Origin of the sequence: Nitrospirillum amazonense (assembly GCF_029594735.1) — a bacterium.
GTDB lineage: Bacteria > Pseudomonadota > Alphaproteobacteria > Azospirillales > Azospirillaceae > Nitrospirillum > Nitrospirillum amazonense.
Genome location: NZ_JARPAF010000004.1, coordinates 219,257 through 233,965, shown reverse-complemented (window position 1 = coordinate 233,965; position 14,709 = coordinate 219,257). Strand labels below are relative to the sequence as shown.

Annotated in this window: 13 protein-coding genes; 4 read left to right on the top strand and 9 right to left on the bottom strand. The window is 69.5% G+C overall.

From position 1 onward, the window contains the following. Positions 1-104: 104 nt before the first annotated feature. Positions 105-800, bottom strand: a complete 696-nt coding sequence (locus tag P5F91_RS21810) for an HAD family acid phosphatase (protein WP_145608731.1) — start codon at positions 798-800, stop codon at positions 105-107. A 10-nt stretch (positions 801-810) separates the two neighbouring features. Continuing rightward, positions 811-2,295, bottom strand: a complete 1,485-nt coding sequence (locus P5F91_RS21805) for a metallophosphoesterase (RefSeq protein ID WP_277908247.1) — start codon at positions 2,293-2,295, stop codon at positions 811-813. Between the two features lie 300 nt (positions 2,296-2,595). On the opposite strand from P5F91_RS21805, the gene P5F91_RS21800 reads away from it, so the two are divergent. Beyond that, complete coding sequence (locus P5F91_RS21800; RefSeq protein WP_145608733.1) at positions 2,596-3,546, top strand: beta-galactosidase; 951 nt, start codon at positions 2,596-2,598, stop codon at positions 3,544-3,546. Between the two features lie 97 nt (positions 3,547-3,643). Next, positions 3,644-4,531, top strand: a complete 888-nt coding sequence (locus P5F91_RS21795; RefSeq protein ID WP_277908246.1) for a DUF4349 domain-containing protein — start codon at positions 3,644-3,646, stop codon at positions 4,529-4,531. Here P5F91_RS21795 and P5F91_RS21790 read toward each other — a convergent pair. The 5 genes from P5F91_RS21790 to P5F91_RS21770 are packed head-to-tail and all read right to left on the bottom strand — an operon-like array spanning position 4,528 to position 9,270. Next, entirely contained in the window at positions 4,528-5,277 is a 750-nt protein-coding gene (locus tag P5F91_RS21790) for an SDR family oxidoreductase (protein ID WP_277908245.1), read from the bottom strand. The genes P5F91_RS21795 and P5F91_RS21790 overlap by 4 nt on opposite strands. Positions 5,278-5,286: 9 nt before the next feature. Continuing rightward, positions 5,287-6,006, bottom strand: coding sequence for a histidine phosphatase family protein (locus P5F91_RS21785; protein ID WP_277908244.1), 720 nt, complete (start codon positions 6,004-6,006; stop codon positions 5,287-5,289). A 4-nt stretch (positions 6,007-6,010) separates the two neighbouring features. Continuing rightward, positions 6,011-7,138, bottom strand: a complete 1,128-nt coding sequence (locus P5F91_RS21780) for a phosphotransferase family protein (RefSeq protein ID WP_277908243.1) — start codon at positions 7,136-7,138, stop codon at positions 6,011-6,013. Then, entirely contained in the window at positions 7,135-8,022 is an 888-nt protein-coding gene (locus P5F91_RS21775) for an SDR family oxidoreductase (protein WP_277908242.1), read from the bottom strand. Before P5F91_RS21775 ends, P5F91_RS21780 begins: the two co-directional genes overlap by 4 nt. Positions 8,023-8,025: 3 nt before the next feature. Next, positions 8,026-9,270, bottom strand: coding sequence for an acyl-CoA dehydrogenase family protein (locus P5F91_RS21770; protein WP_145608739.1), 1,245 nt, complete (start codon positions 9,268-9,270; stop codon positions 8,026-8,028). Positions 9,271-9,377: 107 nt separating this feature from the next. Between P5F91_RS21770 and P5F91_RS21765 the strand changes: the two genes are divergently transcribed. Both P5F91_RS21765 and P5F91_RS21760 read left to right on the top strand, forming a co-directional pair. Beyond that, entirely contained in the window at positions 9,378-10,331 is a 954-nt protein-coding gene (locus tag P5F91_RS21765) for a LysR family transcriptional regulator (protein ID WP_277908241.1), read from the top strand. Positions 10,332-10,363: 32 nt separating this feature from the next. Then, on the top strand, positions 10,364-11,350 hold the full coding sequence (locus P5F91_RS21760) for a tetratricopeptide repeat protein (RefSeq protein WP_145608741.1): 987 nt from the start codon (positions 10,364-10,366) through the stop codon (positions 11,348-11,350). A 28-nt stretch (positions 11,351-11,378) separates the two neighbouring features. Here the strand turns inward: P5F91_RS21760 and P5F91_RS21755 are convergent, their stop codons facing one another. Next, positions 11,379-12,935, bottom strand: a complete 1,557-nt coding sequence (locus P5F91_RS21755; protein ID WP_186454523.1) for an EAL domain-containing protein — start codon at positions 12,933-12,935, stop codon at positions 11,379-11,381. 114 nt (positions 12,936-13,049) lie between these two features. Further along, complete coding sequence (locus P5F91_RS21750) at positions 13,050-14,639, bottom strand: MFS transporter (RefSeq protein WP_211106816.1); 1,590 nt, start codon at positions 14,637-14,639, stop codon at positions 13,050-13,052. Positions 14,640-14,709: the final 70 nt, after the last annotated feature.

The following is a 14,709-nucleotide window of genomic DNA, read 5'->3' as shown; positions in this document are numbered from 1 at the left end:
CACTCCGCCGCCACGCGGCGCTGGCCCCCGCGGTTGCGCGGGGTCGTGGCCGAGGATGCGGGCGGCCCGCTTTAATTGCAAGATTGACAGGCCGGCTTAAGGATTTAGGGGATGAAGTAGAAGGGATTGGCCAGCTTGAAGGTGCGCTCGGCGTGGCCGCCGGCCAGGTCGCTGTCCTGGTCGCCCATGTTGGCGATGATGGTGTAGCCCTGCGCCTCGATGCGCGCCCGCTCCGCCGCCTTGTAATCCGCCGCAGAGCCATGGGCACCGGCGGCGCGCAGCACCAAGCCGGCCCAGCCCTCATACCCGGCGGCCGCCAGGTTGCGGGCGGTGGCCTCGCGCTCCGTCTCCGGCCGGCCGGTGATGAAGAACACCGCGACGCCCGCCGCCCGCGCCTGGCGGTAGAGTTCCAGCGTCGGCGCGATGACGGCGGCGCGTCCCATCATCTCCCACGCCGGGGCCGCGCAGGGCCCCCGGTCCAGATCGCAGCCGCCGGCCTTGATGTAGCCGAAGTCGTTGATCTTCAGCTGCAGCCAGTTGCTGAGCGAGGTCTCGTCAATGTCCAGCACCAGGGCGGGGTGGGATCCGGCCGGCAAGGTGGCGGCGCGCGCCGTGATCCAGGCCCCAGCCTCCCCCGCCACGCGTGCCAGGTCGCGATCATAGGCGCCACTGTCGTGATAGGCCACCAACTGGGTCTTCACCACGCCCAGGTTGGGCAGGTCCGCCACCGGCCCCGCCTGGTTGGCGCAACCGGCCAGCACCGTCAGGGACAGGGCGAGGATGAGGGCGCGAACGGACATGGTTGCTCCTTCAGGGGGCCGGGCAGGCGCAGCGGGTGTAGGCCTCCGCCAGGGTGTTATCCAGGGCACAGAGGTACAGCGCCTGGTTATCCGGAATCATGGCGGAGGCCTGGGGCCGGGCGACGCTGTAGATGCTGCGGTAGAGCGCGCGGGCGGGGCCGCTGTCACGGATATGCGCGATGATGCCGCGCAGGGCATCGGGACTCAGCGGCTTGGCGCCCCAGGCCTGCGCGGTGTCGTATTCCGGCACCCAATGCGCGTTGGCCACGCTGGGCTGATCGCTCAGGTTGGTCAGGTAATAGGTGGTCAGGTGGGTGATGGTGCCGTCGGGCGCCGCCTGGCCCAGCTTGAACGACGGGCTTTGCTGGTAGACCGGGCTGACGGCCGGAGTCACCAGCACGGGCACGCCGGCACCCGGCGGCCCCACCAGGCGCAGGTCGTCCATATGGATGTGGCCGGCGAACAGCACCTTGATGATGTCGTGATACTGCGCCAGCTCCGCCTCGAACCGCGCCTCCATGCCGGGGGCGAACAGTTCCACGGGCGCGGTGCAGGCAGGTATCGGTTGGCCGGCCACCGCCGCCGCCTTGGCCGCCTTGGACCAGTTGTTGGCGGTGGCGAAGCCATCGATGCCCGGCACCACGTGTGTGATCAGCCAAACGCTGTCGCCTGCAGCCCTGGCGTCGGCCAGGGCTTGGTGCAGCCAGGCCAGCGTGGTGTCCTGCGGCGTGTCATCCGCCCGGCCGCAGTTGTTCTTGTACTTGCGGGTCAGCATCACCGTGTCGAAGGACAGGATGCGCACGCCCTTCAGGGTCGGATGCGGAATGACGTAGTTGCCGGCCTGGCGCCAGTCGCGCCCGATGCCGGCCTGGTCCGCCCGGCCGTTCAGGGTACGACCGAAGCCCTGGGTCAGCAGCGGCAGGGTGTCGCCCAGGAACTGGCCGCTGGGTTCCACGGCGTAGTCGCCGCAATAGCTGTCGTTGTTGCCCAGCGCCGTCAGCACCGGCACGCCGGGGAAAGTGCGGCGCAGGGTTTCCAGCAGGGTGGTGACCGTTTTCAGGGCGAAGGCGCGGTAGGCGGCCTCATCCCCTTTGTGCGCCGGCAACGCCGCCTCGAACGTGTCGCGGAAATCGTGGGCCAGCATGTCGCCGGTGTGCAGGATATAGGCCGGGTGCGGCTGGGCGTGCCGCATGGCGGCCAGGGCGGAACGCAACACGAACCAGTTGCTGTCCCGGCCGAAGGGCGACAGGCGGCGGCCGGCCGTGCCGTCCAGGATGGCCGGCCAGTCCTTGGCCGGCGCCGCGTCCAGCCGTGCGGCCAGACTGGTATCGTCCAGCGGGTTGAAGTGCATGTCGCTGACGACCAGGAAGGGCGCCGATTCCCCAGCTGCCGGCCTGGTCGTCCCGGACTGGGCCGCGCGGGCGCCGGTGGCCCCTAGCAGCGACAGCCCCATCGCCACCACCACGGCCATGACCGGCCAGGTCCTTGCCTTCACCACCAACCGCCCCCTTGGTTTCGCAACCGCAGTATCGCGCCCCGTTGATGGCGGGCCATCCCCGCCCTGTCAATGGCCGCCGGCCCTGCGGCCGAAAAAACATGACCAGATGGACAGGATTTGTCACAACCATTGAATATTTGTTTCCGCGAACCCTTTGGTATTCCTGGTTGTATTCAGCCGAAAGGCCCGATACCGTTTCGTATTAACGCTGCGTTTCAGCGCGGGCGGCGTTACCAACCCTTTGAGAATGCGAAGCCGCACCGCAGGCGATACCGGCCCGCGCCCGTATCACGCGCCATGACCCGCCTGATCCCCGGCCTTCTCGCCCTCCTGCTGTTCAGCCTGCCCGCACAGGCGGCGGCGCCCCGCACCTTCCTCTACATGCCGGCCGACGCGCTGGGCCGGTATGACGCCATGCTCTACCGGCCGGAGGTCGAGGGGGTGCAACTGGTCTATTCCTGGAAAGGCCTGGAGCCGGCGCGGGGCGAGTACGACTTCGGCGCCATCGACGCGGCGCTGGCGCGGCTGGAGCCCCTGGGCAAGAAGCTGGTCATTCAAGTGCAGGACCGCTTCTTCACGCCCAAGGCGCGCAACCTGCCGGACTATCTGCTGACCGACCCTACCTATGGCGGTGGGCTGGTGGCGCAGATCGATCGGCCGGGCCAGGGCAAGCCCGTTGCCCAGGGCTGGGTGGCGGCCCAGTGGAACCCGCCCCTGCGTGCCCGCTACCAGGCCCTGCTGGCGGCGCTGGCCGAGCGCTTCGACGGCCGGGTGCTGGCCATCACCCTGCCGGAAACGGCCGCCGACATCGATCCCAGACAGCCCAACGCCGGCTTCAGCTGCGACGCCTATGTCGATGCCACGCTGGACAACCTGGCCGCCACCCGCCGGGCCTTCACCCGGTCCCGGGTGGTGCAATACGTGAACTTCTGGCCCTGCGAGTGGGGGGACGACCACCACTATATGTCCCGCCTGTTCGCCTTCGCCGCCGCCAACGGCGTGGGCCTGGGCGGGCCGGACATCGTCCCCGGCCGCAAGGCCCAGATGGCCAACGCCTATCCCTTCTTCAACCGATATCGGGGCCGCCTGCCCCTGGTCGCCATGGCGGTGCAGGAACCCACCCTGACCTACACCAACCCCGAGACCGGCAAGCCCTTCACCAGGCAGGCGCTGGTGGACTATGCCGAGCGCTATCTGGGCGTGGACATCATCTTCTGGACACCGGCCGCCCCCTGGCTGCGGCGATAGATGAATCGAGGCGATAAAGCCACGATTCCTTCCGAGATTTGCCACTAAGGGCTCTAAGGATCCACCAACGTTCAATTTCTGCGATGGGGATCGTACCATGATGCGATGGAGGGGCCAGCGGCGCCTGCTGCTGGTGGCGGCCGCTTGCCTGGCGCTGGGGGCCTGCGGCAAGGCACCGGAAAAGAGGGAAATGGCGGCGGTACCCCGGCCGATGGGGCCCGTCCCAGGATCGAAGGAGGATTTCGTCCCCTCTTTTGGCATGGCGCCACAGCCGGGCCTGGAGGCCATGAAGCGTCGATATGTGGCCCTCAGCCACAGCTATACCCTGCGCCTGCCGGCCGAGGCGGTGGAGGCGGCACAGCGGCGCGACCTGGACGCCTGCGCCAAGCTGGGGTGCCAGATTCTCGAGTCCCAGTTGAACCGCAACGGGTATCGGGGCCAGATCAACGCCCACACCAGCCTGCGCCTGCCGCCGGCGGCCTTGGCCCCCTTCACCGCCAGCCTGGCGGCCCCGCCGGCGGAGATCGCCGCCCATTCCGAAACCAGCGAGGACAAGACGCTGGCCGTGCTGGATGTCGACAAACGCTTGGAGACCAAGATCGCCCTGCGCGAGCGGCTGACCACCCTGCTGCGGGAGACCAGCACCAAGAACGTCGGCGACCTGCTGAACGTGGAACACACCCTGGCCCAGGTGCAGGGCGACATCGAAAGCGCCACCGCCCAGCGCGACTATCTGCGCACCCAGACGGAGATGGTGAAGGTCGACATCCGCTATGACGGCATCCAGCCGGATGAGCCCAAGCCCAACGGCGTGGATTGGCGGCCACTGAAAACCGCCGCCAAGGATTTCGGCGACATCCTGGTGGACTCGTTGGCCAACGTCATGACCTTCACCGCCCGCATCCTGCCCTGGCTGCCGCTGGCGGCTTTGACCGGCTGGCTGCTGCGGGTGGTCTGGCGCCGCTGGCGGCGCAAGGGCACTTAAGCCAGCTTGGCCACCAGCGACAGGGGCAGCAGTTTCATGATCGGCGCCATGTAGGCCCAGGGCCAGGCGGGGACATAGGCCTTGGCCGGCTCCCGCTCGATGGCGCGCACCAGCAGGCGGCTGCCCACGTCGCCGGGGACGGCGAAGGGCAGGCGCTTGGCGCCCTCGTTCAGTTCGGTGCGGATATAGCCGGGCAGGATGCTGCTGACCCGGATGGGGCTGCGCAGCAGGTCGGCCTGGATGCCCTCCGTCAGGGCGGCCAGGCCGGCCTTGGTGGCGGCGTAGGTGGTCATATGCTTGGGCAGGCCGCGCAGCGCGCTCATGGAAGAAATGACCACCAGATGGCCTTTGTTCCGGGGTCGGAATAGTTCCAGTGCCGCCTCGCACTGTGCCAGGGCCGCCACGAAGTTGGTCTGGGCCGTTGCCAGGTTGTCGGCGAAGTGCCCAGTGCCGATGCGCCGGCCGGAACCGATGCCGGCATTCACGATGACACGGTCCAACCCACCCATTTCGGCATCGAAAGCACGAAAGGTTTCGAATACCGCCGCATGGTCGGTGACGTCCAGCAGGCGGATGGATACCCGGATGCCGGGATGGGCCCGCAGCAGCTCGTCCCGCAGCGCCTCCAGCCTGTCGGTGCGGCGGGCGCACAGGGCGAGGTCGCGGCCCAGGGCGGCGAATTCCCGGGCCATGCCCAGGCCCAGGCCGGAGCTGGCACCGGTGATGAGGATGGTCTTGGCCGGCATCTTGGTTCCTCAGCGATACGTCAGCAGGCCGTCTGGCCCGTCTAGGCCCGCCTGCTCGTTCAGGCTGGACAGCGACCAGCCCGTCCCCACCCGGCCCACGGCCTTGGATGAGGCCAGCAGCTTGGTGACGCCGCCGTTGACCAGGGCCCAGTGCACCTGACGGGCACCGGCGTCATCCAGGCCCAGCACCGCCTGCACCGCCGCCATGATGGGCCCGCCGGAGGTGAAAACCAGGACGGTGTTGCCCGCCTGGGCGCCCGCTTGCGCCGCCCGGGCCAGGCCGGCCAGCACACGGTTGCGGAACACCGGCCAACATTCGGCGTAGTCGGCATCGTGCTGGCCGCCCATCCAGCGGGCCACCGCCTCGGCGAACAGGGCCTGGTAGGCCCGCCGGGGATCAGGCGCCGTGGCCAGTTCCGCCCTGAGCGCGGCGGCGTCAGCCAAATCGGGACGATGGCAGGCGACCACGTCGGCCGGGTCGTACTCATTCAGGTCGGGATCGACGGACAAGGCCGTGCCGCCCCGACCCATGGCCTCAAGGCAGGCGGCGGCGGTGTCGCGGTGACGGTTCAGGCTGCCGCTGACGGCGACGATGTCCCCCGCCCCGAGCCGGGCGCCCAGCTGCCGGCCCACCACCCGGCCCTGGGCGATGCCCAGCGCCGACAGCCGGTCGTAATCGTCCGCCCCGAAGGAGGCCTGGCCATGGCGGATCAGGTGCAGCGCCACCATGGGATCAGCGCCCCGCCCGGCGCAGGATGCGGCGGCAGCGCCAATCCAGGTAGGTCACAAGCAGCCAGAAGCGCTTGAAGGCCGGGTTGCGGGTCTGGCGGTGGTGATAGCGGTAATAGATCTGCTGGGCGATGACGGCCAGGCGGAACAGGCCGAACACCTCATAGAAGGTCCAGTCCACCGCCTTCGCATCCAGCCGGTCACCCATGGCCGCCAGGTAGTGCGCCACCACTTGGTCCCGCGTCAGCATGCCCGGCAGGTGAGTTGGCTGGCGGCGGATGGAACGCATGAAGAAGTCGTCGTCCGCCTGCACCCAGTAGGCCAACGCCCCGCCCAGATCCATCAGCGGGTCGCCGATGGTGGCCATTTCCCAATCCAGCACGCCGATGACATGGGTAGGGTCGGCCGCGTCCAGCACCAGGTTGTCGAAACGCCAGTCGTTATGGATGACGCACGCGGCGCTGTCCGCCGGCGTGTTGGCGGCCAGCCAGGCCCGCACCTTGGCGAAGGAGGGCACGTTCCAGGTGCGCGCCTTCTGGTAGCGGCCGGACCAGCCCTCCACCTGGCGGCGGCAATAGCCGTCGCCCTTGCCTAGGGCCGACAGGCCGGCAGCGTCCGGGTCCACGCGGTGCAGGGCCACCAGCTTGTCCACCATCGCCAGGCACAGGCGGCGCACGGCATCCGGCCCCATGTCCAGGCCGCGCGGCAGGTTGGCCCGGGGGATGATGCCGGCGATGCGTTCCATGACATAGAAATCGGCGCCGATGACCCGTTCGTCCTGGCACAGCCCCACCATGGTGGGCACCCAGGGAAACACGGGCTTCAGCGCCTGCTGCACGCGGAATTCACGCGCCATGTCGTGGGCGGACTTGGCCTTGGTGCCGGCCGGTGGCCGGCGCAGGATGAAGTCGCCCTCCGCCCCATCCTCGCCATAGGCCAGGCGGTAGGTCCAGTTGCTGGCCCCGCCGGAATACTGCGTCACGGCCGGCAGGCCCCGCAGGTCCGGCCGCCGTTCCTTCAGCCAGCGGTCGACCACCGCCACGTCCAGATCCTCGCCCGGCCGAACCGGGCCCGCCCGGTCGGTCACGGGACGGGGCGGGGTCTCCCCCGCCGCCACCGATGTCGCCGTCATCCGCGCGACCCGGTTGGGGCCGCCGGCTGCGGGGGCTGGGCGGCGGCGGTGCGCGACGGGGTCGCCATGCTGCGTGCCCGCTTGTCGATCATGGCCACGTACCAGGCGCGCGGCATCAGCCGCTTCATCAGCCAGAAGCGGCGGCCTTCCTTGTGCGGCAGCAGATGGCAGCGGCCCGCGGCCACGCCCTGGTAGACATACTCCGCCACATCGTCGGCCGTGATACCGGGGCGGTTCAGCAGCTTGTCCACCCGGGCGCGCAGGCGCGGGTCGGTGGTCCGCAGGCTGCTGGCCAGGTTGGTCTTGAAGAAGGAGGGGCAGATGACGCTGACGCCGATGCCGCTGGGCGCCAGTTCGTGCTGCAGCGTTTCGGAAAGGGAAACCACCGCCGCCTTGGTCGCGTTGTAGGCGCTCATCGTCGGCATATCGAGCAAGCCGGCCATGGAGGCGGTGTTCACGAAATAGCCGTGACCCTGCGCCTTGAACATCGGCGTGAAGGCCTTGCAGCCCCGCACCACGCCCATCAGGTTGATGTCGATGATCCAGCGCCAATCATCCAGCGGCGTGTCGTCGATATTGCCGGCCTGGGCCACGCCGGCGTTGTTGACGACGATGTCGACCCCGCCCCAGCGCTGGGTCAGGGCCTGGGCCGCCGCGTCCAGCGCCGCGTCATCGCGCACGTCGCAGGGGATGGAAAAGGCATCGGGAGCGATGGCCGACAGTTCCGCCACCGCCGACGCCATGGCGTCGGGGTTGATGTCGCCCACGGCCACGCGCCAGCCGGCGCGGGCGTAGCGCTTGCCCAGCGCCAGGCCCAGGCCGCTGGCCCCGCCGGTGATGAAGATACGCCCGCCCTGAGGCCCCGTCTTCGGCGTGATACCCATCCCTCAACCCTCCCCTTTTGTCTTTTTGTAACCGCGCCTGGCCAGCTCGATACGGGCGATCATGGCCTTGTGCACTTCATCCGGTCCATCAGCCAGGCGCAGGGACCGCGCCTGGGCGTAGAAGCCCGCCAGCGGCGTATCGCCCGACACGCCGGCGCCGCCGTGCATCTGGATGGCATCGTCCACCACCCGTTCCAGCACGCTGGGCGCCACCACCTTGATGGCGGAAATCTCTGTCAAGGCCGCCTGGGTTCCCACCTTGTCCATCTTCCAGGCGGCGTAGAGGGTTAGCAGCCGGGCTTGGTCGATGGCCACGCGGGCCTCCGCCACGCGTTCGCGGTTGCCGCCCAGATCGATCAAGGGGCGGCCGAAGGCAGTGCGGCTGGTGCCTCGGCGGATCATGAGGTCCAGCGCCGCCTCGGCCGCGCCCAGGCAGCGCATGCAGTGGTGGATGCGGCCGGGGCCCAGGCGCCCCTGCGCGATTTCGAACCCCATGCCAGGGCCCGCGATCAGGTTGGACGCGGGCACGCGCACCCGGTCGAACACCACCTCGCCATGGCCGTGGGGGGCGTCCCAGGCGCCGAAGACGGGCAGCATGCGTTCGATGCGTACGCCCGGCGTGTCCAAGGGCACCAGGACCATGGAATGCTGGTGATGGCGGTCGCGGCTCTCATCCGGCGTGCGGGCCATGACGATGGCGATGCGGGCGCGGGGATCGCCGATGCCGCTGGACCACCATTTGCGCCCCGTGACCACCACCTCGTCCCCCTCGACCACCGCAGTGGCCGCCATGTTGGTGGCGTCGGAAGAGGCCACCTCGGGCTCGGTCATGCTGAAAACGCTGCGGATTTCCCCGGCCAGTAGGGGTTTCAGCCACCGTTCCTGCTGCTCCTTGCTGCCGTACCGCCACAGCACCTCCATATTGCCGGTGTCGGGGGCGTTGCAGTTGAACACCTCCGGCGCCATCAGGCTGTGTCCCGTGGCCTCGGCGATGGGGGCGTATTCCAGGGTGCTGAGGCCGGCGCCCAATTCCGCGTCAGGCAGGAACATGTTCCACAGGCCCTCGGCCTTGGCCCGGGCCTTCAGCTCTTCCATCTTGGGGGGCACGCGCCAGGCGGTCCAGTCGGGGCCATCATGGGCGGCCACGTCGCGCCAGTACTGGGCCTCCACCGGGGCGATATGGTCGGCGATGAAGCGGCGGACACGATCCAGGTAATCCTGGCCACGGGCGCTGGGCTGGAAGTCCATCGGCGTTCTCTCCCTTTTTTTCCGGCGGACGCCATCGCGTCCCAGGTTTGAAAGGAGTGTAGCGCCGGATTGACATGAACCGATGGGAAGTTTATGCGCGATAAACCATGAATGACGTTCATGATATCCGCCTGCTGGCCAGGTTGGACCTTAACCTGCTGCGGGTGTTCGACGCGGTCTACCGGGCGCGCAGCCTGACGCGCGCGGCGGATGAGCTGGCGCTGTCGCAATCGGCTGTCAGCCACGCCCTGGCCCGGCTGCGGGACCAGTTGGGCCCGCATCTGGGCACCGGAAACGAACCGCTGTTCCCCCGCGACGGCCGGGGCGTGGCGCCTTCCGCCCTGGCCCGCCGGCTGGCCCCCCGGGTGCGCGAGGCGCTGGCGGCCCTGGGCCGGGCCCTGGCCGACGCCCAGGATTTCCAGCCGGACCGCGATCTGCGCCAGGCCGTCATTGCCATGCCGGAGGCCGTGGAACCCGCCTTGTTGCCAGCCATGATGGCCCGCCTGCGCCGGCACCTGGCGGAGGGGTCCAGCCCCCGGCTGGACAGCGTGCGGCTGGACCGGGCCACCATGAAGGCGGACCTGGCGCGGGGCCGCATGGATCTGGCGGTGGACGTGACCCTGGCGCCCGACCCGGACCTGCGCCATCTGCCGCTGTTGAGCGACGACTACTGCCTGGTCGCGGCCGCGGGCCATGCCCCCGTTGATCTGGAGGGGTATATGGCGGCGGGGCACATCGCCGTCTCCTCCCGTCGCAGCGGTCCGGCGGTGGAGGACTACGCCCTGTTGCGCCTGGGCATACAGCGGAAAATTTCGCTGCGCTGCCAACGGTATGAGACCGCCTGCCGCGTGGTAGCGGAGGCGGGCCTGAAAGGCGGCGGCTTGCTGCTGACCATGGGCCGGCATCACAGCCAGCCTCTGGTGGACGGCAGCCGGGGGGCCCTGGTCACCCTGCCCCTGCCTCTGGACATGCCGCCATTGGCGTTTAATCTCTACTGGCATCGCGCCAGTGACGATGACCCCGCCAACCGCTGGCTGCGCGACGTTCTGCGCCCGACCTGACGGGCCCCATTTTCGGCCAAGGACCTGACCCCATGCCGCGATCCCCGCACCAAACCGCCCATCACCGGTCGACGCTGGCCATGGCCCTGGCCGTCTTCGCCCTGCTGGCGTTCGGCGGGGGCGCCAGTCCAGCCTGGGCCGACAACGCGTCCGACCTGGCCATGGCGCGCCTGGCCATGGCCAGGCACGATTACGCCGGGGCACTGCCCACGCTGACCCAGTTGGCCAACCAGGGTGACGCCGGCGCCATGGTCGAGCTGGCCAAGATTTACGGCCAGGGCCTGGGCGTGACGGTGGACCAGGACAAGGCGCTGGCCTATCTGCGCCAGGCGGTGGAGAAGGGCAACGCCCAGGCCCAGGTGGGGCTGGCCGTGCTGTACGACCAGGGCAGCAACGGCCTGCCCAAGGACCCGGCGGAGGCCGCGCGCCTGTACAAGCTGGCGGCCGACCAGGGCAACGCCCGCGGCCAGGTCAGCCTGGGCTGGCATTACGAGAACGGCAGCGGGGTCCCCAAGAACGTGGCCGAAGCGGTGCGCCTCTACACCCTGGGCGCCCGCCAGGGCGACCCCGCCGGCCAGACCAACCTGGGCTGGATGTATCAGAACGGTACCGGCGTACCCCCCAACCCGACGGAGGCGGCGCGCCTGTACAAGCAGGCGGCCAGCCAGGGCTTCGTCCGCGCCCAGGGCCAGATGGGGGCCATCTACCTGGCCGGCGTGGGCGTCACCAAGGACCCGGTGGAGGCCGCGCGCTGGAACATGATGGCGGCCGAACGCGGTTGGGTTCCCGCCCAGTTCGCCCTGGGCTTCCAATACCGCCAGGGCGAGGGCGTCGCCCGCGACGACGCCCAGGCGCTGCACTGGCTGCGCAAGGCGGCGGACGGCGGCGAACAGGGCGCCATAGCCCTGCTGGCGCAGATGTACGAGAACGGCGACGGCGCGCCCAAGGACCCGGCGGAGGCGCGGCGCCTCTGGGCCAAGCTGCCCCCCGATCGGCGGCCGGGGGCCAAAGCGCAGTAGGAGCCGTCTCCTTTAAGGGCTCTGCTTTCTAAGAGGGCGGCTGCCGGGAATTGGCCAGCAGATCGACGCGGGACATGCGCACGATGTGTTCCGGCGCTTCCGTCCAACCACCGATCAGGTCGCCGGCAATGAAATCGGCGCCCACGCGGTCCACCAGCCCCTCCGTCTCCACCGAATCCACGCCCTCGACATAGAGTTTCAGGCGATGGCGCCGGGCCTCGGCCGCCACCAGGCCCAGGTCGGTCGCCACCCGTTCCGGGCTGGGGCGCTCCGCCCCGGGGTGATCAATGGCCGTCCTGTCCCCGGCGCCGGGCAGGATGATGCCCACGCCCTTGACCCCCGCCGCGGCCAGCGTGGCCATGTCCTGGCGCCCCAGGGCCACGCCCACCATCAGGTTGCGGCCAAAGGGGCGCAGGGCGGTGACGAAGTCCGCCAGCCGCCCGGTGGGCGTGCCCTCGGGCAGGCCCACCAGATGATAAGTCAGGAAAGGGATGAGGTGGGACGGGATGCGGCTGGCCAGCGCCACGTAGGACCGGCGGCGCTGCAACCCGGCCAGCGTCTCATAATGCACCGGTAGGGAAAGGAAGAAGCGGAAGCGGTTGTCGTAAAGTTCCAGGTAGGTGGCGATGGCCTGGCGCATCGCTTCCTCATCCAAATCCAGGATGGCGTTCAGGGTCTCGGCCGACAAGGTCCCACCAACCGAAGTCTTGGAGACCGAGTCGTAGCCATAGACAGCCTGCCCGCCCCGGCGCATGCGTCGCCCCCGGGTGATGTAAAGACATAGCGCCTGGTGGTTGGCGTCCCAGACCGGGCGGTAGACGATTTCCAGCGGCCCGAGCTGACCATGCGCCGCCCAGGCGGCCGTGACCTCGCCCTGGCTGAAGCCTGTCCGGCCGCCCTGGCTGGGCAAGGGCATCCAGCCGGGGGCGCCGGCAACGCCGGCCGCGCCCTGGATGAGGGTGCCGCCGCCCACGTCGCGGCCCGGCGCGCCGTGCAACTCGGTCCAGCCGGGCGCGGCCCTTCCCGACGCCGCTGCCTCCTCCCGTCCCTTGGCCACGGCCTCGGCGCGGGCGGTGCCGGCCAACAGGTCGGCCAGGCGATGGGGTTTCAGCACCAGGTCGCCCGTGACCTGGCGCACGGCGGTGCGCACTACGATGGTGGCGGTGTCGGCATCGCCCAGAAGCAGGCGCTGCAGGTCCTGCAGCACGCGGGCGCACAGCAGGCCGGCCGCGCGCTCGTCCATCTGGGCGAAGACAACCAGGTAGGTGTCGGGTCCATAGGGAAAAACCACGTCGCCGGGGCCCAGCGACTGGTTCAGCAGGCGTTCGGTCAACTGGTGTACGCGGTCGCGTACCGAGGGCCAGCGGGACCCGAGCTTTTCCTTCAGGCTTTCCAGGCCGAGAAGCTGGACGGTTCCGGCACTGACCCGCGCCTGATGCTCCAGGATGGCGCCCAGCCTGCCCTGGATATCGTCCGGGCCCGCGTCGGGCGTGATTGGCTCAACGGCGTCCGGACGGGTGGGACGGGCAGGTGTCACCGGCTGCTCGCCCTCGCCCAGCCACCAGGTCGCAATTTTGTTGATCAAATTTGGCATGCCGTCGCCAACACTCCCGTTCGCACAGCGCCGAATGGCTATGGTGCCGCTACCGCAAGCCGGGGAGAACTCGCACGATCGGGGTACCCCTCTGGAGAGAGTGGCTCAAGCGCCGCTGGTTTCCGCCGCCGCGGCCGTCGGCGGCGGATCCGCATCCCGCCGGCCAACCCGTGTTTCGGATCCAAAATAGATGACCAGCAGCAGCGCGGCCGCCATCAGGCCGCCGATGGCCAGCGCCAGGGTCCCCAAGCCGGGCACCAGCGCCGCGATGGCGAGGCATTGGGTCACCAGGCCGCCGGCCTTGCTGCAGCCGGCGACCCAGCCGGTGGCGCGGCCGCGCAGGCCTACGGCGTAGTTCTCGGCCGTGTAGGGCAGCAGCACGGCCAGGATGCCGTTACTGCCGACGATCAGCAGCGCCACCGGCGCCACCACGTCCAGCAGGCCGGCCCCGTCGCCCAGGCGCATGACGCCGCCCAGGCCGGCGATGGCGACGACGATCATCAGCGCCAGCGTCCACTTCGTGCTCCAGCGGAAATAGAGCAGCGCCGCCACCGCGATGGTCGGGCAAGCGATAAGGGCGGACGCCGCCAACAGGCGGCTGGACATGACCACGTCCATGCCCCTGGCCGTCAATTCGGCCGGCAGCCACAGCAGCAGCCCGAAATTGGTGAAGCTCCAGGCCAGGGCGGTGACCGTCAGGGCCAGGGTCCGGCCGCTGAGGAAGTGGGTTTCGCCCCCCTTGGACGCGGGCGCGCCCTCCGCCTCGCGCGTCAGGGCGGCGCCGAAGCGGGCCAGCGTGCGCTCCGCCTCGCGCAGGCGGCCGCGCAGCAGCAGGAAATGGGGCGATTCCGGGATTTGGCCGTTGAGAAAGACCAGGATCAAGCCCGTGGGCAGGTTCAGCAGCCACATGATGCGCCAGCCATACAGGGGCTGGAGCAGGGCCGACAGGCCGCTGGCCGCCAGGTAACCGCCAATGCCCCCCAGGCCACCCACCAGCACCAGGTTCCAGCCACGGTGGCGCAGCGGCATGGTTTCCGCCAGCAGCGCGTAGGCCACCGGCAACATGCCGCCCGCCGCCGCCCCCATGAGGAAGCACATGGCCACGTTCCACCAGAAATCGGGCATGGCCCCGCAGATGGATGTGCCGACGAACATGACGGAAGACAGCAGGATGGAGGCGCGGCGGCCATAGACGTCCGCCAGCGCCCCCCATATCAAGGAGCCCACGACCGTGCCCGCCAGCGCCGCCATGGGCAGCCAGGCCACCGTCATCTTGTCCACGCCGTATTCATCGCGCATGCCGGGCAGGACGAAGCCCAGGCTGGCCGGCTTCATGACGTCGATGACCAGGGCCACGACGATGACCGCCATCAGCCGCCAGTGCGCCGCGCGCAACGGGCCGTCGTCATGCACCACGGCGAGGTCGACGGCCGCCACCGCCGTCTTGCGCGGCAGCAGGCCATAGGCGGCGATAAGGACGCCCACGATGATCAGGCCCATGCCGATGGTCATACCCATGTCCATCGGCATGTCGGCCAGGCGATAGCCGACGTCCTTGGCCATCAGGAACATGGGCAAATGCAGGACCACGCCCGCGGTCACCACGGCGCACCCGACCCAGAAGGCCAGCACCGCCCGCCGGTCGGCCAGCACCCTGTCCCCGTCCCCGGGACTAGTCTCGAACAACGACGCCACCGGAACCACCCTGTCGGAGAAAAGGAAGCGGCGCGCCCATGCCCAGGCGGGCCGCCCAACCTATAGCTGT

What these genes read in the sequence shown, in the direction of transcription:
- P5F91_RS21795 (WP_277908246.1), top strand. Translation starts at nt 3,644, where the DNA reads ATGATGCGATGGAGGGGCCAGCGGCGCCTGCTGCTGGTGGCGGCCGCT.
- P5F91_RS21800 (WP_145608733.1), top strand. Translation starts at nt 2,596, where the DNA reads ATGACCCGCCTGATCCCCGGCCTTCTCGCCCTCCTGCTGTTCAGCCTG.
- P5F91_RS21810 (WP_145608731.1), bottom strand. Translation starts at nt 800, where the DNA reads ATGTCCGTTCGCGCCCTCATCCTCGCCCTGTCCCTGACGGTGCTGGCC.
- P5F91_RS21790 (WP_277908245.1), bottom strand. Translation starts at nt 5,277, where the DNA reads ATGCCGGCCAAGACCATCCTCATCACCGGTGCCAGCTCCGGCCTGGGC.
- P5F91_RS21765 (WP_277908241.1), top strand. Translation starts at nt 9,378, where the DNA reads ATGAATGACGTTCATGATATCCGCCTGCTGGCCAGGTTGGACCTTAAC.
- P5F91_RS21780 (WP_277908243.1), bottom strand. Translation starts at nt 7,138, where the DNA reads ATGACGGCGACATCGGTGGCGGCGGGGGAGACCCCGCCCCGTCCCGTG.
- P5F91_RS21775 (WP_277908242.1), bottom strand. Translation starts at nt 8,022, where the DNA reads ATGGGTATCACGCCGAAGACGGGGCCTCAGGGCGGGCGTATCTTCATC.
- P5F91_RS21785 (WP_277908244.1), bottom strand. Translation starts at nt 6,006, where the DNA reads ATGGTGGCGCTGCACCTGATCCGCCATGGCCAGGCCTCCTTCGGGGCG.
- P5F91_RS21760 (WP_145608741.1), top strand. Translation starts at nt 10,364, where the DNA reads ATGCCGCGATCCCCGCACCAAACCGCCCATCACCGGTCGACGCTGGCC.
- P5F91_RS21770 (WP_145608739.1), bottom strand. Translation starts at nt 9,270, where the DNA reads ATGGACTTCCAGCCCAGCGCCCGTGGCCAGGATTACCTGGATCGTGTC.